At 64.4% G+C, this 20,564-nt stretch carries 20 protein-coding genes; 13 read left to right on the top strand and 7 right to left on the bottom strand.

From position 1 onward, the window contains the following. Positions 1-36: 36 nt before the first annotated feature. Positions 37-678, bottom strand: a complete 642-nt coding sequence (locus tag F600_RS0101410) for a TetR/AcrR family transcriptional regulator (protein ID WP_018158792.1) — start codon at positions 676-678, stop codon at positions 37-39. Between the two features lie 110 nt (positions 679-788). Here F600_RS0101410 and F600_RS0101405 point away from each other — a divergent pair, with 110 nt between their 5' ends. From F600_RS0101405 to F600_RS0101370, 8 genes are read left to right on the top strand one after another with little or no spacing between them, the layout of a single operon-like run. After that, positions 789-1,919: a VOC family protein gene (locus F600_RS0101405; RefSeq protein ID WP_026306042.1), complete on the top strand. Its 1,131-nt coding sequence runs from the start codon at positions 789-791 to the stop codon at positions 1,917-1,919. Continuing rightward, the gene (locus tag F600_RS0101400) at positions 1,916-2,854 is read left to right on the top strand and encodes a fumarylacetoacetate hydrolase family protein (protein WP_018158790.1); all 939 of its coding nucleotides are present in this window, start codon (positions 1,916-1,918) and stop codon (positions 2,852-2,854) included. The genes F600_RS0101405 and F600_RS0101400 overlap by 4 nt, the downstream gene beginning before the upstream one ends. Before the next feature lie 5 nt (positions 2,855-2,859). Beyond that, positions 2,860-4,407 (top strand): bifunctional 3-(3-hydroxy-phenyl)propionate/3-hydroxycinnamic acid hydroxylase MhpA, encoded by a 1,548-nt coding sequence (mhpA, locus tag F600_RS0101395; protein ID WP_040629985.1) that lies wholly within the window; start codon positions 2,860-2,862, stop codon positions 4,405-4,407. After that, positions 4,404-6,149, top strand: coding sequence for an AMP-dependent synthetase/ligase (locus tag F600_RS0101390; RefSeq protein ID WP_018158788.1), 1,746 nt, complete (start codon positions 4,404-4,406; stop codon positions 6,147-6,149). Before mhpA ends, F600_RS0101390 begins: the two co-directional genes overlap by 4 nt. Positions 6,150-6,193: 44 nt before the next feature. Then, a complete protein-coding gene (locus F600_RS0101385) occupies positions 6,194-6,532 on the top strand; it encodes a DoxX family protein (RefSeq protein ID WP_018158787.1) in 339 nt (112 codons plus the stop codon). Between the two features lie 10 nt (positions 6,533-6,542). Then, entirely contained in the window at positions 6,543-7,292 is a 750-nt protein-coding gene (locus F600_RS0101380) for a 1-acyl-sn-glycerol-3-phosphate acyltransferase (protein ID WP_018158786.1), read from the top strand. Further along, positions 7,289-8,455 (top strand): cytochrome P450, encoded by a 1,167-nt coding sequence (locus F600_RS0101375; RefSeq protein WP_018158785.1) that lies wholly within the window; start codon positions 7,289-7,291, stop codon positions 8,453-8,455. The genes F600_RS0101380 and F600_RS0101375 overlap by 4 nt, the downstream gene beginning before the upstream one ends. 19 nt (positions 8,456-8,474) lie before the next feature. Then, positions 8,475-10,115 (top strand): 4Fe-4S binding protein, encoded by a 1,641-nt coding sequence (locus F600_RS0101370; RefSeq protein WP_018158784.1) that lies wholly within the window; start codon positions 8,475-8,477, stop codon positions 10,113-10,115. Here F600_RS0101370 and F600_RS0101365 read toward each other — a convergent pair whose 3' ends face one another. From F600_RS0101365 to F600_RS0101345, 5 genes are read right to left on the bottom strand one after another with little or no spacing between them, the layout of a single operon-like run. Beyond that, positions 10,116-11,156: a tocopherol cyclase family protein gene (locus F600_RS0101365; protein WP_018158783.1), complete on the bottom strand. Its 1,041-nt coding sequence runs from the start codon at positions 11,154-11,156 to the stop codon at positions 10,116-10,118. It abuts the gene before it with no gap. Between the two features lie 32 nt (positions 11,157-11,188). Then, positions 11,189-11,728, bottom strand: coding sequence for a putative antibiotic biosynthesis monooxygenase (locus tag F600_RS0101360; RefSeq protein WP_018158782.1), 540 nt, complete (start codon positions 11,726-11,728; stop codon positions 11,189-11,191). Next, complete coding sequence (locus F600_RS0101355) at positions 11,725-12,708, bottom strand: VOC family protein (RefSeq protein WP_018158781.1); 984 nt, start codon at positions 12,706-12,708, stop codon at positions 11,725-11,727. Before F600_RS0101355 ends, F600_RS0101360 begins: the two co-directional genes overlap by 4 nt. A 1-nt stretch (position 12,709) precedes the next feature. Next, positions 12,710-13,567, bottom strand: a complete 858-nt coding sequence (locus F600_RS0101350) for an alpha/beta fold hydrolase (RefSeq protein ID WP_018158780.1) — start codon at positions 13,565-13,567, stop codon at positions 12,710-12,712. 18 nt (positions 13,568-13,585) lie between these two features. Then, a complete protein-coding gene (locus F600_RS0101345; protein WP_018158779.1) occupies positions 13,586-15,151 on the bottom strand; it encodes a bifunctional 3-(3-hydroxy-phenyl)propionate/3-hydroxycinnamic acid hydroxylase in 1,566 nt (521 codons plus the stop codon). 233 nt (positions 15,152-15,384) lie between these two features. Between F600_RS0101345 and F600_RS0101340 the strand changes: the two genes are divergently transcribed. The 4 genes from F600_RS0101340 to F600_RS0101325 are packed head-to-tail and all read left to right on the top strand — an operon-like array spanning position 15,385 to position 19,176. Next, positions 15,385-16,185 (top strand): 2-keto-4-pentenoate hydratase, encoded by an 801-nt coding sequence (locus F600_RS0101340; protein WP_018158778.1) that lies wholly within the window; start codon positions 15,385-15,387, stop codon positions 16,183-16,185. Between the two features lie 8 nt (positions 16,186-16,193). Then, complete coding sequence (locus tag F600_RS0101335) at positions 16,194-17,147, top strand: acetaldehyde dehydrogenase (acetylating) (RefSeq protein ID WP_018158777.1); 954 nt, start codon at positions 16,194-16,196, stop codon at positions 17,145-17,147. Next, positions 17,144-18,154 (top strand): 4-hydroxy-2-oxovalerate aldolase, encoded by a 1,011-nt coding sequence (gene dmpG / locus F600_RS0101330; RefSeq protein WP_018158776.1) that lies wholly within the window; start codon positions 17,144-17,146, stop codon positions 18,152-18,154. The genes F600_RS0101335 and dmpG overlap by 4 nt, the downstream gene beginning before the upstream one ends. Continuing rightward, the gene (locus F600_RS0101325) at positions 18,151-19,176 is read left to right on the top strand and encodes an amidohydrolase family protein (RefSeq protein WP_018158775.1); all 1,026 of its coding nucleotides are present in this window, start codon (positions 18,151-18,153) and stop codon (positions 19,174-19,176) included. Before dmpG ends, F600_RS0101325 begins: the two co-directional genes overlap by 4 nt. Before the next feature lie 2 nt (positions 19,177-19,178). Here F600_RS0101325 and F600_RS0101320 read toward each other — a convergent pair whose 3' ends face one another. After that, positions 19,179-19,811 carry a TetR/AcrR family transcriptional regulator gene (locus F600_RS0101320; RefSeq protein ID WP_018158774.1) on the bottom strand — a complete coding sequence of 211 codons (633 nt, stop codon included), beginning with the start codon at positions 19,809-19,811 and terminating at the stop codon, positions 19,179-19,181. Positions 19,812-20,064: 253 nt separating this feature from the next. On the opposite strand from F600_RS0101320, the gene F600_RS0101315 reads away from it, so the two are divergent. After that, entirely contained in the window at positions 20,065-20,562 is a 498-nt protein-coding gene (locus F600_RS0101315; protein WP_018158773.1) for a hypothetical protein, read from the top strand. Positions 20,563-20,564 lie beyond the last annotated feature (2 nt).

The following is a 20,564-nucleotide window of genomic DNA, read 5'->3' as shown; positions in this document are numbered from 1 at the left end:
TTGTGGGTGCGCGGTGTCAGTTAAGCATGCGCCCGGCTAGCTCCGGGGTGAAGTCATCGGCAACGGGCGCGACACGATGTCCCGAGCTTCGTCACCGGAAAGCCCGAACATTCGAAGCACGTTGATGGCGACCTCGTCAGACGCGCGATCGATCTCGGCGTCGGACGCACCTTCGAGGATGTGCAGAACGCCCAAAATCGATCCGCCCGTGCACGCAAGTGCGACGACTGGATCAGACACCTCGAAGCGGCCGGCGGCTTTCGCTGTGTTGATGTCCCGCAGGGCTCGGGGAGCAAGTCCGCCGTTCGACTTCAGGTACTGCGGCCCGGTGTTGGACATGATCTGAGCGATCTGGCGGTGGGTCTTGTAGAGGCGCACGGTGAGGCGGACGCACGAAGCGAAGACTTCCGCGATGTCGTCGATGCCTTCGGTGATCTCATCGAGAAGCGCGCCGTGCTCGTCCAGGGTCTCGGCCACGGCCGCATCGAAAAGCTCTGTCTTGCTGGCGAAGTGGTTGTAGAACGTCCCGAACCCGACATCGGCGAGCTCGGTGATCTCCTGAATGCTCACGTCGGCGCCGCCGTCCCGGGCCAGAAATTGGCGGGCCGCTCCGATGAGCGCGGCACGCGTGCGCGCCTTTCTGCGGTCGACGCGATTGACCACTGCGGGCTCAGTCATGGTGCCCAAGTTATCACACAACTGATTTGTTCATCAGTTTTGATGAGACCCCTTGACATCGTCGTGGTACCTAACTGATGATTGCATCAGAAACGGTGAAGGGATCGAAAATGACGAGGACATCGAAGAATGTGCACGAGGACCTGCACAGCGAGCAGGGTGCAATCAAAGGGGGCCGGGCCCACAAGGCCAAGAACCCGGTGATCAAGGTCGAAGATCTCGCCTGGCTGGAGTTCGAGAAACCGGACCTCGACGCGGCTGAGCAGTTCGCGCACGACTTCGGCTTCGTGACGGCGGGCCGCTCGTCCGACGCGCTTTACCTACGCGGAGCCCTCGCCGGAACTCAGTGCGTCGTCATCCGGCAGGGCGCAAAGTCACGGTTCATCGGTCCGGCGTTCAAGGCGGTCGACACCGCCGACGTCCGCAAGCTCGCCAAGGAAACCAATTCGCAGGTCACCGAGCTGACCAGCCCGGGTGGCGGCATCGGCGTCGACCTCGTCGATCCGTCGGGCATCCCGCTTCGCGTCGTGGCCGGGGTCGCGGAACTGCCAGAACTCCCTCTGCAGGAAAAGCTTTCGTTCAACTTCACCGGTGAACTCAACCGCGTCAATGCCATGCAGCGCCCGCCGCGTGAGCCGGCTCGCGTCGAGCGCCTCGGACATGTCGTGCTCGAATCGACAAACTTCAACCGCGCGCTCGACTGGTATCAGCAGCACCTCGGCCTCATCGTCAGCGACTTCCTCTACTTCCCCGGTCAGCGCCAGTTGGGCCCCACTATGGCCTTCATCCGCTGCGATCGCGGAAGCACGCCCGCCGACCACCACACCCTCGCAATGACCCTCGGTCCAGGACGCAAGTACATCCACTCTGCCTTCCAGGTCTCTGATCTCGACGCGCTCGCCGCAGGTGGCGAGTACCTCAAGGAGCAGCGGTACAAGCACTCGTGGGGCATCGGCCGGCACATCGAGGGCAGCCAACTTTTCGACTACTGGCGTGACCCGGATGGCTTTCTTGTCGAGCATTTCGCGGATGGCGACATGTTCGACAACACGGTCGAACCCGGCTGGGCGGAAATGGCCGCCAGTGGCCTGTCGCAGTGGGGTCCCGCGGTGACGCGCGACTTCCTCGAGGCCAATCCCTCTCCGCACTTCATCAAGCACCTCGTGTCCGCGCTCGCGGACCGCGACAACGAATTCACCGCCCAGCGTCTGCTGGGCCTCGCGAAAGTAGCAATGCGATGAGCATCAACCTGATTCGGTACAGCGACGGCTGGGGAGTCGTCCGTCGCGCCGAAGTCCTTCCGCTGCCGGGGAACTACACCTCGACAACCGAGGTCCTGACCGAAGGCGTGAAGGCCGCGCGTGACGTCCTCGCAAAGCCCATGGCGAGCGCGATTCCGCTGGCCGACGTCACGCCGCTGAACCCTCTCCCCGGCGTGAAGGTCTTCTGCCAGGGAGCCAACTATCGCTCACACATGATCGAGTCGGGAATGGACCCGGCCCGCGCGTTCAACATGCTCTTCACCAAGTCGACCGCATCGATGTCGGGCGCCGATGACGACATCGTCACCCCGTCTCACGTGCAGCTTCTCGACTACGAGGTCGAACTCGGCATCGTCGTCGGCAAGCCGATCACGGAGCCGGTCACGGTCACCGCCGAGACGCTGGCCGAGTATGTCGGTGCATTTGTCGTCGCTAATGACGTCAGTGCGCGAGACATCCAGCTGCCGCAGGGACAGTGGTACAAGGGCAAGAGCTACCGCACGTTCTGCCCGGTCGGCCCGTACCTGTGCGTACCCGAGAATGCCGACGAAGTCGCGCGCTGGTCTGAGCTCCGCCTCACGCTCGCGGTCAACGGGAAGCAGCGCCAAGACGCGCTCGCGGGTGACATGGTCTTCAAGCCGGCCGACACCCTCACCGAGTTCTCCCAACTCGAGACCTTCGAGGTCGGCGATGTCATCCTCACCGGCACTCCCGGCGGCGTGGCCCTCCAGCCGCCGAAGGCGATTGCGCAGAAGATCGCCGGACTGCTGCCCGAAGACACGAAGTGGCAGCTGTTCGTCAAGGCCCAGGCCAAGAGCAGTGCTTACCTCAAGCCGGGCGACCAGGTCGTGACGTCGATCCGTACCGACGATGGTGCGCTCGACCTCGGTATTCAGCACAACACTGTTCGGTGATCGCTATGCAGTACGTTCCCGCCGTGGTCATCGGCGCCGGGCCGACCGGCGCCAGCGCCGCGATCATGCTCGGCCAGCGCGGAATTCAGACGCTGGTTCTCGAACGCTGGCCGGAGGTCTATCCGCTGCCGCGTGCGGTGCACTTCGATGACGAGGTCTTCCGCATTTTCGCGTCGATGGATCTCGAGCACGAGGTGCGAACCATCTCGCGGCCCGCACCCGGCATGCGCCTGACTGATGCGCGACACCGCATCCTCGCGGACCTTCGGCGCGACCGCCAGGTCCACGGCTTTCCGCAGGCCAACATGTTCGACCAGCCCGACCTCGAACGCGTTCTTCGTGGTGCGCTCACGAAGTACCCGACCGTCGAATTCCGTGGCGGTGTCGAGGTTTTCGCGATCGAGCAGGTGGCAGGGGGCCCGGCCCCGGTTCGCATCCGCTATCGCGATGTCGACAGCGGCACCGAACACGACGTGTGGACCGACGCAGTACTCGGCTGCGACGGTGCAAACAGCATCACTCGTTCCGCAGTTGGCGCGACCATGGAGGACTTCGACTTTGAACAGCAATGGCTGGTCGTCGACATCGCCACGCCGGAACCGCTCGATGTCTACGACGGTGTCCAGCAGGTGTGCGATTGCGAGCGGGCCGCGACCTTCATGCCGGTCACACCCGGGCGCTACCGCTGGGAATTTCGTCTGAAGCCAGGAGAGAAGCCCGAGGAGTTCGACCACACTAAGGTCCTCGAATTGACCCGGCCATGGCTGACCGGAGTCGACTCCGACAAGCTCACTTTCCTGCGCCAGACTTGCTACACCTTCCGCGGCGTGGTCGCCGACAAGTGGCGGAGCGGTCGGGTGTTCCTGCTCGGTGATGCGGCGCACCAGACGCCGCCTTTCATCGGCCAAGGGATGTGCGCCGGTATCCGAGACGCGGCGAACCTCGCGTGGAAACTTGCTCTGGTTCTCGACGGAAAGGCCGACGACCGGATTCTCGACACCTATGAGAGGGAGCGGCGCCCCTACTCACGACGGGTCGTCAAGCTCGCGATTCTCGTCGGGGCCTTGATGACGGGCGGTCCCGGCCGTCTCACGGGTTCGAGAAATGCGGCAATTCGCGCGATAACCCGTGTGCTGGGCGCCGAGGACAAGTTCGTGAGCACGTTCTGGCCGACATTCGGAAAGGGCCCGCTCGTCCACGACGGCGGACGCCGGAAGAAACGAACCGGAGATGTTGTCGCGCAGCCGCCGATAGGTGGGAATCGACTCGACGACCTCGTCGGCCCGGGGTGGGCGCTCGTCTACCGCGGTGCTGACCGCATTGACGCCTTCGAACCCGACCTCGTGCAGTTCTACGACGAGTTGGGTACCGCCATCGTTCGCGTCTGCGACACCGATTCCGAAGCCAACGCACTTCTTGACCACCAGCGCGCCAACGCCATCCTCGTTCGCCCCGACCGCATCGTGGCCGCCGCGGCCGATACGCCCGATCTGCGTGTCTGGCAGCGCCGACTTGTCTCTGCTGGCATCACCAACTGCAAGGAATCCCGATGAACCACCCATCAACGGGGGCACTGTTCCTCGATCAAGCTCGCCGCTCGGCGGGTCGCGAAGCGTTCCGCACACCCACCTCGGACGGCGGATGGCGAACCCTGACCTGGGAGGACACAGCACTCGAGGCTCGCGAACTTGCCGCTGGACTGCTTGCTCTCGGCGTCCAGCGCGAACAGCGAGTCGCGATCGCGGCGACGACCCGACTCGAGTGGGTGCTCGCGGACCTGGCGGTTGGACTCGCCGGCGCTGCTACGACAACGGTGTATCCGAGCACCAACGCTGAGGACGTCGACTACATCGTGAGCGATTGCGGTGCTGTGGTCGTGTTCGCGGAGGATGCGGCCCAGCTGGCGAAGCTGCGCAGAGGTGACGGATTCGTGGGCAACGTCCGGCACGTCGTGTTGTTCGATGGGGACGAAGAAGAAGGCGTGCTCACCCTCGACCGCCTTGCCGACCTGGGCCGCCACCACCTGAGCGAGCACCCGGACGCGGTTGAACAAGCGCTTGCGGAAGTCACGCCAGACAGCCTCGCGACGATTGTCTACACATCCGGAACGACCGGGCGACCGAAGGGCGTCGAACTCACCCACGGCAACTGGATGTACCTCGGTTCGGCCATTGCGTCCGAGAACGTCATCCGCGCGGATCACGTGCAGTTTCTGTGGCTCCCGCTGTCGCACGTGTTCGGGAAGTTGCTGCTCGCCGCTCAGTACGAGATCGGGTTCGTCACCGCCATCGACGGACGCATCGACCGGATCGTCGACAACATCGGGATCATCAAGCCGAGCTTCATGGCCGCGGCGCCGCGCATCTTCGAGAAGATCTACAGCCGCGTGGTGACAACAGCCGAAGCTGAGGGCGGTCTCAAGGCGAAGATCTTCGCTCGGGCCTTTGCCGTCGGCGTTGACGCAGTCCGCCGGAAGGCTGCGGGGAGGTCCATCAAGCCGTGGCAGTCGGTCGAGCTAGCGATCGCAGATCGCTTGGTGTTCAGCAAGATTCGCGGAAGGCTTGGCGGCAACCTCGAATACCTCGTTTCCGGAAGCGCGGCCCTCTCGCCGCAGATCGCGGAGTGGTTCGCGGCTGCTGGTCTGCCGATCCTCGAGGGCTACGGACTCACCGAGACGACGGGCGCCTCGTTCGTCAACCGACCGGGCAACGTCAAGATCGGAACAGTCGGCCAGCCGTTCCCGGGTACCGACGTGAGGATTGCCACCGACGGCGAGATCCTGCTGCGCGGACCGGGCATCATGCGCGGTTACCACAACCTGCCGGACAAGACGGCAGAGGTACGGGACGCCGACGGCTGGTTTGCCACTGGTGACATCGGCGAAGTCGATTCCGACGGCTTCCTCAAGATCACCGATCGCAAGAAGGACCTCGTCAAGACGAGCGGTGGAAAGTACATCGCGCCGACTGCGATCGAGTCCGCGATCAAGGCCGCATGCCCGGTCGTTTCCAACGCCGTGGTCATCGCCGACGGGCGCAACTTCGCGAGCGTTCTGCTGACCCTCGATTCCGACGCGGCCAAAGGTGTTGGCAACGTCAACGCGGTGATCGAGGAAGCGATCCGGGGCGTCAACGCCGGGCTCAACAAGTGGGAGACCCTCAAGCAGTTCCGGATCCTGCCGCATGAGCTGACCGTCGAGAGCGGCGAACTGACACCGAGCCTCAAGGTGAAGCGCCCGGCGGTCATGAAGAACTATGCCGACGTCATCGACGACATCTACCTCGGGTCCCGTTGACCCAACAATCCGCACCCTTATCGCAATCTCGACAGGAACACCTCATGATCAACACCCTCACCGCCGTCGTCGCTGTTTTCTTCGGCGCTCTCGGCCTCGCAAAACTCGCGGCGGTAGCGCCGATGCGTGCCGCCGCCGGACACCTCGGATTCACCGTCAATCAGTACCGAGGACTCGGAGTGCTCGAAATCGGCGGAGCGGCCGGCGTCGCGCTCGGCCTGGTGTTTCCGCCGCTCGGTGTCGCGTCCGCCGCCGCCCTTATTCTCATGATGGTGGGCGCGGTCATCTCCCATCTGAAGGCCGGCGATTTCGTGCAGGTTGCCGTGCCGGTCGTGACCGCGCTGATCGTGGCCGCGTACGCAATCGCTCTCGTGCAGGGCTGAGGTGTCAGTCATGCCAACCGAACTCAACGCGGCCGTGAACCTCGTCCGCCGTGGCGCCATCGAACTCGTGCGTCGCTACAACAGACATGAACTGCAGGTCGACACATCGCTTCCGGAAACGCCGGCGTTGATCGTCAGCAACCACGGCTTCGGCGGCGGACACGACCTCAACGTGTTCGCGCTGCTCCGAACCCTGGATGAGCTCGGTGTCGCCGATCGGGTCACCTACCTCACCCACCAGATCGCCTGGACCCTCGGCGTCGGGCCGCTCGTCCGAGAACTCGGCTGCCGACCGGCCAGTAAGCACTCCGCGGAGGAGGCCTTCGCCGAGGGCCGTCACGTCGCGGTCTTTCCGGGCGGTGACGTCGAAGCATCGAAGGCCTGGCGAGACCGGAATCGGATCCTCTTCGGAGGACGGACCGGATACGCGCGGCTGGCCATCGACAACGGTGTGCCGATCGTGCCGGTCGTCACCGCGGGCGCCGGCGATTCCCTGTTCGTCCTGACCGACGGACAGGATCTAGCGAAGGCACTGGACCTGCCTCGCCGTCTCCGTTTGAAGGCACTGCCGCTGACGGTGTCGATTCCGTGGGGAGTATCGATTGGCGTGCCGGCGCTGCTTCCGTACGTTCCGCTTCCGGTGCAGATCAGAACGGCGGTGCTGCCTGCGATGTACGCCGAAGAAGGCGAGACTCCGGAGTCCTTCGCGGCACGGATCGAGCACGCGATGCAGGCCCGCATGGACGGACTCGCCCGATGAACCGGCGTGCGGTGCCGTCGGTCGACGTCGATCTGTACGGCCCGAAGGCGATTGGGGATCCGCAACCGGTCTATCGACAGATCCGCGACGCGGGACCCGTCGTGTGGTTGCCTCGGCATCGGATGTGGGCGATGGGCCGGTTCGACGATGTGCGGGATGCCCTGCGCGACGATGTGACATTTCGGAGCAGTCGGGGAGTAGCGGCAAATCCGGTCGCCAATCTGCTCGGGCGTCAGACGACGCTGTCGAGCGATGGTTCGACTCATCTGAACCGGCGAATGATCCTGATGAGATCGTTGACATCACGCGCGCTGTCGCCCTCGGCGGAGGTGTTCGAAGCCGAGGCGGTGCAGACCGTCGAGCGGCTGCTCGCGCAGGATTCCTTCAACGGCGTTGCGGATTTCTCTGCGCGATTGCCGGTGCAAGCAGTGGCCGAACTGGTGGGTGTCCAGGTCACGCCGCAACACATGTTGCGCTGGGCCGCAGCGACATTCGATGCGCTGGGTCCGGTCAATCGGCGCGGCTTGTCGACGATGCATCGGTCCTTCGCGTTGTACCTGTACACCTTGCGTCTCAATCGCACCGCCGTGAAGCCGGACAGCTGGGCATCGTCGATCTTCGACGCCGCCGATCGCGGGGAGATCTCGCAGCTGGAAGCCAAGAATATGATCATCGACTTCGTGGCGCCGAGCCTTGACACGACGATTCTGGCGACCGCTCAGCTGCTGTGGAGCTTGGGCACCGTGCCGGGCCTGTGGGCGCAACTCCGGAACGATCCCAGCTTGGTTCCGACCGCGGTCGTCGAGGCAGTCCGGATGGCGTCGCCGATCCGCGGCTTCACCCGAACGGTGGCCACCGACACCAACGTGCATGGGGTGCGGCTCCGGAGAGGTGAGCGAGTCGCGTTGCTCTTCGCAGCCGCGAACATGGACGAACGCCACTTCGACCAGCCGGAGACATTCACCCTCAACCGGCGCGGCAGCAACCTCGGCTGGGGCCACGGCATGCACACGTGCGTCGGGATGCAACTGGCCAAACTCGAGATGCAGACGTTGCTGCACGCCATGATCCCGCGCGTCGAGACGATCCGGGTCAGCGACCCGGTTCCGTTGGCCAACAACACATTGCAGGGCTTCGCTGCCTTTACTGCCAGTTTCACCTGAGACCCTCGAAGGAAGTCCGATGGCGCATGTCATCACCCAGGCCTGCTGCAACGACGCCAGTTGCCAAACCGTCTGTCCCGTCAACTGCATCCACCCAGGGCTCGATGAGCCCGAATTCGCGACTGCCGAGATGCTCTACATCGACCCCGCGGCGTGCATCGACTGCGGTGCGTGCGTCGATGAATGTCCGGTTTCGGCGATCCGGCCCGATGACAAGCTCGACGACACAAACCACCACTTTCTCGGCATCAACGCCGAGTACTACACAGATCACCAACCGAGTCGCCGTAAGCCCGTGCTTCTCCCACTTCCGCAACTGCCGAGGCACCGGAACTTGCACGTCGCCGTGATCGGCAGCGGGCCTTCCGCGTTCTATGCCGCAGAGGAACTCCTGTCGCAGCCGGACGTCACGGTGGACATGTTCGAACGGCTGCCGACCCCATTCGGGCTGGTACGTGCGGGGGTCGCCCCCGATCACCAGTCCACCAAACTCGTGACCCGGATGTTCGCCGCTACCGCCGCACGCCGATCGTTCCGCTACTTCCTCAACACCGACGTCGGCCGTGTGATCAGCCTTGACGAGCTCGCCGAGCGGTATCACGCGGTATTGCACGCGAGTGGCGCGGCCGGCGATCGACGGCTCGGGCTGCCGGGCGAGGATCTACGGGGTTCGTTTGCCGCAACGCGCTTTGTCGCCTGGTACAACGGTCACCCGGACTTCGCCAACGAGCAGTTCGATCTTTCGAGCGAGACCGCGGTGGTCGTCGGCAACGGAAATGTCGCCCTCGACGTCGCTCGCATCCTGGTCAGCGATCCGGAGACACTCGCATCGACGGACATCGCGGATCAGGCGCTGGAAGCGTTGAGGCAGTCGAAGGTGCGGGACGTCGTGGTTCTGGGGCGTCGCGGAATCGCCGATGCGGCGTACACCAACGGCGAGTTTGCGGCGCTGGGAAATATCCCGGGCGTCGACGTGATCATCGACCCGGAGGATCTGGTGCTTTCCCCGCCGGCCGCCGCTGCGCTGGCACGAGGATCTCTCGAGAGCACCATCGCCACGAAGGTCAACCTGGCCCGCGAGTATGCAGCACGGACGAGAACGCCGGGCAATCGCCGGATCGTGATGCGGTACCTGCAGGCGCCCGCCGCGATCGTTGGAGACACCGGGGTCGTTGCCGTCGATTGTGTCCGCAATGCCTACGCCGACGATGGGGCGATCGTGCCCACCGGGCGGCGCGTGCGGATCGACGCAGGTGTCCTCGTCCGCGCGGTGGGTTACCGCGGTAGTCCGATCGCGGGGCTGCCGTTCGACACTGCACGTGGCATTGTGCCGAATGATCGAGGTCGTGTCATCGATGCCGACGGGCACTACGTCGCGGGGTGGATCAAACGCGGACCCTCCGGCGGCATCGGAATGAACCGCACGTGCGGACGCGAAACCGCGCACACGATCCTCTCCGACTTCGCTGCCGGTCGACTCTCGTCGCCCCGCACCTCGCACCACGACGTCGCCGATCTCCTCATCGCCCGTGGTGCCCACCCGATCGATGGAGACGGCTGGCGGCGGATCGACGAGCGCGAGAAGGCGTCGGGCCGTCGGCTCGGTCGGCCCCGGGTGAAGATCGTGGAAATGGCGGAACTCGCGGCGACCGCACGCTGATCAGTTGGCCGCGATCGGCGCGGCCTCGCTGTCCTCGTCGGTGCCGCCGCGCCGCCTGACCTCGGCACGTGCGCGCTCGATGCCGCCGTGTTCCAGGCCGGCCAACCGCGATTCGCCTCGCCACGTGACATGGCCGCGCTCGCGCACCTCGACCGCGACCCGGCCACCGAGATGCTCGATCGCACCCGCGATGTTGCGTCGTTCGGCGGGCAGTGGGACCGGCAAGACGTGCGCCGAGCCGAGCGGGGCAGTCCCCTCAAGCGTCACGGTTGTTCGCCCTCGTCGTCCACGCAGCGACCATCTCTCGTCGGAGACGGAGGCTTGAACTGGAGACACACCGGGATTACCGAGCCGAAGGACACGGCCGTCGGGAAGTCTGACGACGACCGCGGTCACCTCGGTCTTGAGCGGTCCCGCCGTGACTTCGCCACCGGCGAATGCGACACACGCTTCGGGTTCGGCGAATCCATGCGCCTGTCCCCACCACCACGAGTCGGGGAAACCGCCTTTGCCCCAGTTCTTTTCGCCGTAGACCCGAGCGCCGTCGAGGTTCCACTCCGCGCCGCCGACGATCGCGGTCCCCTCGGCTCGTCCGCCGAGAAGCCACGGATGCCAGTACTGGTTCAATGCCGGGACCGACTGGAAAATGCTCGATCCCCCAAAGGGGCGGTGCGGCCACTCTTCGCGATCGACGATCCGGACGTCGAGTTTGGCGTCAGGTCCGAGATCGACCTGGACTCGGTCGATCGACGCTTGGAAGGCCGTGCCAGCCGTCGCGCCCAACTTATCCGGATCGGCGAAACCCTCCGGGTGGGCCGTCGTTCGCAGGAAGCCGTTCGGGTAGGAACCCAATCCCAAGGTCGACCAGGTGGCCTCCGCGGACCGGTTCACCCCGATCAACGCGATGATGCAGCGATCCGAGTCGGGGAGGGTGAACCGCCAGAAGTAGCCCTCCATCGCAACCCCGTGGGCTCGGCGCGGATCGCCGAAGGGGAGATCGGCTCCGCTCGCGCGATAGATGTCGTGCAGGCGAAAGGTCATACCTCCCGTCTACTCCGTTCGAGCCCACAAGGTCACCGTTCCAGCCAAGGTTTCAATGCCCGGGTAAGCGGCGGCATCACCACCCAGGTCAGTGTCGAGACGTTGAGTGCCGCCGTGATCGCGATGGCGAGCATGAAGGGGAGTCCTGGCGCCAGTGCTTCGCGAACCAATGTCACGCCCGTGGAGATCGGTATCAGTGCGGCGATCACGGTCACCGCTTGTTTCCACTTTCGCGGTGCGGACGATTCGTCGGCAAACCAGCCGGCAAATCCACCCACGACCGTTGTGGTTCGGGCGTTCTCGACCAGCGCATTCATCTGTTCGAGGACCTCGCGCCGCGCGGATGAGCTGAGCCAGCGGTCGAGGTCAGCGCGTGTGGCGAACGTCAGCATGGCGACGGTCTCCGGTTGACTGCCAGCCCGGGCAGGGACCAGTTCGGCACGTACGAGACCACCGAGTGCTCGCGCTTGGTCCACGCCGAGTTCGTGGAGCGTGCGGTGCTGGTATTCGGTGCCCGGGCGCAGCCTGACCGCGCTGATGAGGGTCAGGCTGTCTGCCGTCGGCGACGTCATGCCCGGCTCAGTGCCGGCACGGTGTCTTCCCGTTGCGCGATATGGCGCGCAGCTTGGCGGAACTGGCCGACCTTGTCCATGATCGTCTGGCCCATCGGGGTGTGACCCCAGACGCTGATGCCTTCGTAGCCGACCGGCTCCCAGCCCGCGTCGTCCGAGATCGTGACTGGATTCCACCCGGTCTCCCACTCGAATCCCGACGGGGTCTCCACGTAGTACGACAGTTCGCGGTCGTTCGTGTGTTGGCCGACGCCCAGCGCCATGTGGAATCCGAGCCTGCGCAGACGCTGATACGACTGCGCCATGTCGTCGAGGCTCGCGACCTGGACGTTGAGGTGCTGGATCTTCGTACGAACCGGGTCGACGCGGTACGGCTCCGTGTTCGCGAGCGCGATCGAGTGGTGGCGTTCGTTGACCCGCAAGAACTTGATCTTGAATTTGATTCCGCTGATCGTTTCGTCGATCCAGTCGGTCAGCCGGGCATCGAACACGGTGTTGTAGTAATTGCGCAGCTGGTCCGGACGAGTGGTCGTGATGGCCAGGTGGCCCATTCCGGCGTCACCGGTAACGAAGCTGCTCGTGACCATGTCGAGCGGTGTCGGTGCGGCCTTGGCGCGGGTGAAGATTTCCTGATCGATGCCCTTGGGCCCGGGGAAGCGCAGGAACCGCTCGACACCGCGTAGTGCGGCCGCTTCCTCGGTTCCTTCGACTACGGGCACGCCGCGGTCGCGAACTCGGCCCACGATCTGCTCGAATGTTTCGTGGTCGTCGACGAGCCAACCGGTCGCGGCGATGTCTTCGGCTGGTCCGCGCTGAAGGAGGAAACGGCATTCCTGGTCATCCATGCGGAAGCGCATCGCATGCGCGCCGAGGGTATCGACGTGCATGCCGATGGCGTCCTTAGCGAAGCGATGCCAGTCGGTGAACTTGTTCGTCTCGATGACCACGTAGCCCAGATGGACTTTTCCGTAGACGCTCATGTCAGTGTCCCTCGCTGAGGAAGTCACGTGTGACGGCGTTGAACAACTCGGCGCGCTCCCACTGCACCCAGTGCCCGGTGTTCGACACCAGGAGCAGGTCGCAGTTCGGCATAGCGTCGGCAAGCATGCGACCGCCCTCGGGTCGGTTGACCTTGTCGTCGGCGCCCCAGACGACCAAAGTGGGAGTCTGCAGGTTCCTCAGGCGCGAGTCGCGCGTGAAGTCCATGCGCCACAACGTGAGTGGGGCGCCGAGGCCGGACGGCCGACGCAGCGGCGGGTTGGCGACGACCTCGGGGTCGATGCTCGACTCGTACCGGATATCGATGATGTCCTCGGGTACCTGGGAGCCGTCGAACACGAGATACTCACGGATGAACCGCGCGAGCTTCGCGCGGCTGGGTCCACTGCCGCCGTAGTAGTCGAACAGGCTGTTCAGGCCAGCTGTCGGCAGTGCGCGAGTTGTGCCTATTCCGCCGGGACCCATCAGGACGAGGCGGCCCACACGCTCGGGACTTTCAAGTGCGAAACGCAGGGCTGCGGCTCCGCCGTACGAGTTGCCGACGAGATGCGCATTCTCAATGCCGAGTGCATCGAGCAGGCCGCGGACTCCCGCCGCAAGTCCACCGAACGGGTCTCCTCGATCGACGACCTTGCTCGACTTTCCGTACCCGAGGAGGTCGGGAACGATGACGCGGAAGTTGGCGGCGAGGGCGTCGATGTTGCGGCTGTAGTTGGAGACGCCCGACGCGCCCGGACCGCCGCCATGTAGGAGCACGACGACCGGGCCAGAGCCGGCCTCAGCGTAGAAGACTGTCTTGCCGTCGAAGGAGACGGTGTTCTCAGTGAGTGTTGTGGTCATGAGTGGGTCCTTGATTGATCAGGCGTTTGAAAGGGTGCGGAGGGTGAGGCCCATCGGCGGTGGCGGCAGAGTCCGACCGGATTCCGTTGCGGCGTAGACGAATCCGTCTGGACGCAATGCGATCGCGGTGACTCCCTTGCTCTTCATCCAGAGGGTGAGGGCGTTTTCGACATCGACCACGCGATCGACGGCAGGAGCACTGCCGGACTTCGCGACCTCGACGACGTTCACGCCGGCTGCCGCCCAAGCCGCGATGCCGTCGGCACGGTCGATGTAAAGCACTGTCCATTCCTGGTGGAGAACGTCGTCGAGTCGCTGACGGTTGCCGTCGATGTCGAGAACCCACGGCTGGATGACTTTCCATCCGGTCGCTCCGCGCCGCTTCGTCGTGAAGTAGCCGGCGGGGTAGTGGGCCTCTGGCACCCACAGGCCCGCTCGGAAGGTATTGCCCAGGTGGGGCAGTGAGTTGAGAACGCGCAGCGCGGGGTTGCGGAGCGCGGCCAGGACGGAGTTGCGCTCGGTGATCATCTTGCCGACGAAAACCGCCCGCTCGGTGATGTCCCGGACGTGCGGCATGCGCTCGGACTGGTACGAGTCGAGCACCGACTCGGGGAGTTCACCGGTGATCACCGCGGTCAGCTTCCAACACAGATTCGCCGCGTCGCGGACGCCGGCGGCCATGCCCTGACCGATCCACGGCGGCATCGCATGCGCGGCATCGCCGGCGAGGAAAACTCGGCCCACGCGCCAACGGTCGGCGAAGCGTACGTGGTGGCTGTAGACGACGGCCCGCATGATCTCGACGTGCTCCGCCGTGATGCCCTGGCGGTTGAGTAGCCGCCACACGGCTTCGTCGGTGACGAGTTCTTTCTCGTCTTCGCCAGGCAGGATCGGGAATTCCCAGCGGTGGTGATCGAGAGGGGTCGGGCAGTCCACCGCGGGCCGCTTCGGATTGCAGTGGAATCGCAGGCGGTCGACATCGGGCCACTTCTTGAGGACCTTCGTGTCGATGACGACCCACCGGTCCTCGTAGGTCTTGCCTTGGTATCCGATGCCGAGAAGACCACGAGTCGGGCTCGAGCCGCCGTCCGCAGCAATGACGTACTTGGCGCGAATTCGGGAGAACGTGTCGGTCTGCAGGTCCGCGACCATGAGCTCAACACCGTCGCCGTCCTGGCGAATGCGCACGCATTCACGTTCGAGGAGCAGTTCGACGTTCGGGAACCGCTCGACTCCATCGCGCAGCACCTGTTCGAGCGCGGGCTGGTAGATGAACATCTGCGGCGGGTGGCCGTGGCCACGAACCGGCGCACAGAAGCTGACGAGCGAGCGGTTGTTGGAGTCAACGAAGTCGATCGGACGCTCGGCGAGCATGTCTTGCTTGAGTCGTTCGGCGAGGCCGACCTGCTGCCAAATCCGAACGACTTCCTCGTCGGTGGAAATCGCCCGAGCGCGGGTGTAGATCGACGGTTCGCGTTCGATCGCGACGACTTTGAGCCCGGCTTGACCGAGCAGGTTGGCAGCAGTGACGCCCGTCGGGCCGTAGCCGACGATCGCGACGTCGTAGGCCGATTTCTCGGTCATAGCGGTGGACTCCCTTGCCTGATGTGCGTTGTGGATCTGTCGTTCCTGTATGGATGATTCCAACTAGAACGATCACTACAATAAGGCGCGCAACCGAAGCCGTCAAGAGGGCTTTCGGGCTTTTATGGCTCTAGAAGCATTCAGAATCTGGCTATTGCACCATAGTGATCGCTACAGTAACGTCATCCCTACTCGGTCAACCGATCGATCCAAGCAATCCGAAGGAACCCACCGTGACGACCACTGCAGCACCGAGCGAAGCTGCCCTGCAGGACGCGGCGGCGCAGTTGCGTCACGCGGAAATCAATCAGGCACCCGTTGCGCCACTGACCGAACTACTCCCGGGACTGACCGCTGCCCAGGCCTATGCGATTCAGCGAATCAATATCGAGGCCCGAGTCGCGGCTGGCGATCCGATCGTCGGCCACAAGATCGGGCTCACCGCGAGGGCGATGCAGGAACTGCTCGGAGTTACCGAGCCGGACTACGGCCACCTCCTCGCGAGCATGAGCTATGGCTCGGGCGAGACCGTCGATGCCGGAGCGCTGTGCGCGCCGCGCGTCGAGCCCGAAATCGCCTTCCGGCTGCACACTGCGATCACCGGACCAGGTGTCACGGCCGCCGACGTCCTTGCTGCGACCGAGGCCGTCGCCCCCGCACTCGAGATCGTCGACAGCCGGATCGCCGACTGGAAGATCACGCTCGCGGACACCATCGCCGACAATGCGAGCTCGGCGGCGGTCGTCGTCGGGGAGTGGGTACCGGTAGCCAGGGTCGGTTCCGTGCCTGACGTGGCCGTCGAACTCGAGATCAATGGTGAAGTCGTTGCGACCGGAACCGGCGCCGACGTCCTCGGCCACCCCGCTGAAGCTGTCGCCTGGCTCGCCAATGCTCTTGCGCCGTTCGGAGTGACCCTTCAGCCAGGGCAAACGATCCTGCCCGGCGCATGCACCGCAGCGCCCTTCGTCAAGTCCGGCGACTCGGTCGTCGCTCGGTTCGCCGCCATCGGCGACGTGGCCGTCATCTTCAGATAGGAACTCGTATGTCTACACCGCACGACAAGTGGCCGGTGGCCATCATCGGTCCCGGCAACATCGGTACTGATCTGATGTTCAAGGTCATTCGCAACAGTCAGCACCTCACGATGGGTGCCATGGTCGGCGTCGATCCGACGTCGGACGGACTGGCCCGCGCGGCACGCCTCGGAATTCCGACGACTGCCGAGGGCGTCGAGGGGTTGCTCGCCCTGCCGAACTTCGGCGACATCAAAGTCGTGTTCGACGCGACCTCGGCCAGTGCGCACGAACGCAACTGGGCGGCGCTCGAAGGAACGGGCGTCCGCATGATCGACCTGACGCCGGCGGCAATCGGTCCGTACTGCGTTCCGGTCGTCAATCTCGACGATCACCTCGATCAGCGGAATCTGAATATGGTGACGTGCGGCGGTCAGGCGACCGTTCCGATGGTCGCCGCGGTCGCGAAGTGCGGCGTGGTTTCGTATGCCGAGATCGTCTCGTCGATCTCTTCGAAGTCCGCCGGACCGGGCACGCGCGCCAACATCGACGAGTTCACCGAAACAACGTCCCGCGCATTGGTCGAGGTCGGCGGTGCGGTCCGGGGCAAAGCTGTCATCATCCTCAACCCCGCCGAGCCTGCGCTGCTCATGCGCAACACCGTGTATTGCCTGGTCGACGGCGATTGCGACCACGACGCGATCCGCGCGTCGGTCGAAGAGATGGTCGCCCGGGTCAAGGCGTACGTGCCCGGCTACACCCTCAAGCAAGCCGTGCAGTTCGACCTCCATGGCGAGGACAACCCGCTCCTTATTCCGGAGACGGGGAAGTGGACCGGCACCAAGGTGACGGTCATGCTCGAGGTTGCCGGGGCGGCCCACTACCTGCCCGCCTATGCGGGCAACCTCGACATCATGACCTCTGCCGCGCTCGCGGCCGCAGACAAGATTGCATCGCTCGCTCAACAGGGAGTTCCGGCATGAGCACCATCCACATCAGCGACGTGACCCTCCGCGACGGAATGCACGCAGTTCGGCACAAGTACACACGGGAACACGTCACCTCCATCGCCTCCGCTCTCGATGCCGCGGGTGTCGATTCGATCGAAGTCGCCCATGGCGACGGATTGTCGGGCTCGAGCTGCATCTACGGCTTTGGTGCGCATACCGACCTCGAATGGATCGAAGCTGCGGCCAGCGTCGTTCAGCGCGCCCGGCTTGCGACGTTGGTCCTGCCGGGCATTGGCACGGTTCACGACATCAAGAACGCAGCCCATGCTGGTGTCTCGATCGTTCGCGTGGCCACCCACTGCACGGAGGCCGATATCGCCGCCGAGCACATCCACGCCGTTCGCGAGCTCGGACTCGAAGCCGTCGGGTTCCTCATGATGAGCCACATGGCGAGCCCGTCGAAACTCGCCGAACAGGCCAAGCTCATGGAGAGTTACGGCGCGACCTGCGTCTATGTCGTCGATTCCGGAGGCGCGATGACGATGGGCGATATTGCCGAGCGTTTTGATGCGTTCCGGCAGGTTTTGAACCCAGAAACGGTCCTCGGTATGCACGCCCACCACAACCTCTCGCTGGGAGTCGCGAACTCGATCACCGCCGTCGAACATGGCTGCACCCGTGTGGATGCCTCTCTGACCGGAATGGGTGCCGGTGCTGGAAATGCACCGCTCGAGGTCTTCATTGCGGCCGCGAACAAGCTCGGCTACCAGCACGGATGCGACCTGAACGCCCTCGAGGACGCGGCCGAGGATCTCGTCCGCCCATTGCAAGAGCGGCCCGTCCGGGTCGATCGTGAGACCCTGACGCTCGGTTATGCCGGGGTGTACTCCAGCTTCCTGCGCCACAGCGAATCCGTCGGCGAGAAGTATGGCGTCGACGCTCGTGACCTGCTCATGGAAGCGGGCCGCCGCAAGATGGTCGGCGGCCAGGAAGACATGCTCGTCGACATCGCGCTCGACCTGCGGGGGGTGAAGTCATGAACCGGATCGACGTCCATCAGCACCTCATTCCGCCGGGATATCGGGAGGCGTTGCGGCGGGCGGGAATCACCGAAGTCGGGGGTCGCGCGTTGCCGGACTGGGGCGTCGAGTCGGCGCTCGAGGTGATGGATGATCTCAGCACGTCGAATGCTGTTCTGTCGGTATCTGCACCGGGCACGACCTTTGTCGACGACGGCGTGCGTCTTGCGCAAGCGATCAACGACGAAACCGCCGAAATACTCGCGCCGCATCGGGACCGGCTGGGCTTCTTCGCGACCGTGCCGCTTCCCGATGTCGACGCGGCCGCAGCGGAGGCCGAACGTGCGCTCGACCTGGGTGCCGACGGCGTGATCCTGCTTGCGAACAGCAACGGGACCTACCTGGGGGAGGACCGTCAGGATCGGCTTTGGCAGGTGCTCGACGAACGGTCCGCCGTCGCGTTCATCCATCCCGCCGAATTGCCGGGCCCGCAGGTACCGGGTGTCGCGCCATGGGCTGCAGACTTCCTGCTCGATACGACCCGTGCCGCTTACTTATTGGTGCGCAACGGGATTCGACGGGATTATCCGAACATCCGGTTCATCCTGTCGCACGCCGGCGGATTCGTTCCATATGCGTCGCATCGCATGGCGGTGGCGATCACCGCCGACGCTGGTCGCAGCCCACTCGACAATCTCGACGACTTCGCGTCGTTCTACTTCGACACCGCGCTGTCGGCGAGCCCCGCTACCTTCCCGAGCTTGATGGCCTTCGCGCAGCCGGGGCATGTCTTGTTCGGCAGCGACTGGCCCTTTGCACCCGCGACCGCTGGCCAATACTTCGCCGGGAACCTGGACACGGACCCGAATCTGACGAACCCTGTCCGGCAGGCGATCAACCGTGACAATGCGTTGCGGCTGTTCCCACGGTTCGGCGCGGCCGAGCCGCTTGCTGAGCCCGCTGCCGTCGCAAGGATGCGTCGACAGATGAAGCGGTCGGTGTTCCGTGCTGCCGCGCGTGCGATCAGCAAACGCGACCTCTGAGCTCAGCTCCTATTCGCCTCAGCAAACTGGGCGGCCATCATGTCGATCGTGTTGGCGAGCATGTCGAACTGCACAGCCAGGTCGATCTCATCGCCGACCGCCTCGCTCGCGATGAAGTAGCCGTCCGCGGCGGCCTGAATGAACGCGGCAAGCTGATGAATCTGGGCCTCGTTGAGGTCCGGGTAAATGCCGCGCAGGCGCTCACGTCCGAATGCTCGCGCGTTGTCGCGCACGCGGATGTACATGGCTCGAGCCTTGGGCTCTTCCGGCCGCCTCTCGAGCACCAACATGAGCCCAAGGCGGAGAAAGTCGGGTGCCGCGTGCAGGCTCTTGAGAATTTGGCCGGCCATCACTCGCGCAAACGTCTCGCGGGTGACTTCGACCGGAGCAGTTACCGCAGCGATCCACTTTCCGTAGCTTCGTTCGATGACTGCGGCGAGGAGGTCGTCTTTGTCGACGAAATGCCAGTAGATCGAACTCGCCGGCAGTCCGGACGCTTTGCTGACCGCCCCGATCGACGTTCCCTCGTATCCGCGCATGGCGGCGATTTCGGTCGCGGCATCCAGGATGCGTTCTCGCGAGTCTTCGCCGTTTGCGCGCTTCTTGCGGCCAGCACTTTTGGCAACGTCAGCCATGCTGCCCCCTTCGAAGTCGTGTGGATGCCATCCTACGCGGGGTTAATGTTCGAGTTGCTACAGCAACTGGCATGATATCGGTACGAATCTCAGCTCGGTCCCGGCAATTTTGGGCGTCTACTAGGGAAAATGCAGACTTTGCTGCTCCGATACCCGACGCGCATCCATTACGGCATCGATGGTGTGTCGAACGGATGCGCGTCCGAACGGCCGATACTCTTACCCGGACAATTCGCCCGGCAGGAGATATCGCATGGCCATCAAAATGCCCAACAAGGACGATGCGATTGCCGCCGGGATCGATGCCTATGCCATGGCCGATCGCTACAACCGGCTGTCGAAGGTTTGCGACAAGGGCTGCGACAGCCTGGGGATTGCCGATGCCATCCTCTGCCGCATCAAGTGCATCGACCTGCTCAAGCTCGAAAACTGGTGGTACAAGCACGCCGAAGAACTCAATGCGGCGATGGGCGATAACCGCCGCCAGCTCGAGCCGGGGCAGTCGGCCGCCGACCGCCTCTATCTTGGGACCTTCCAGAAATACAATGCCGAGGGGAAGGCCGCCGCCGCTGCCGCGCTGGACGAACTGATCGACCGCAAGAACAAGGGCGGATGGACTCCCGCACTTGCTGCGCAGATTCAGGCGCTGTTCGACGTTGTCAACGGCCGCCCGTGCAATCCGCGGCCCTACAGTCACGATTTCTTCACGACGCCGCCGACCGTTCCCGTGAACGAGCTGCCCGAGATCTGAGG

The organism is Smaragdicoccus niigatensis DSM 44881 = NBRC 103563 (genome assembly GCF_000380645.1).
GTDB lineage: Bacteria > Actinomycetota > Actinomycetes > Mycobacteriales > Mycobacteriaceae > Smaragdicoccus > Smaragdicoccus niigatensis.
Note: the sequence above shows the minus strand (reverse complement) of the source record. Positions and strands in the feature narration are given on the sequence as shown.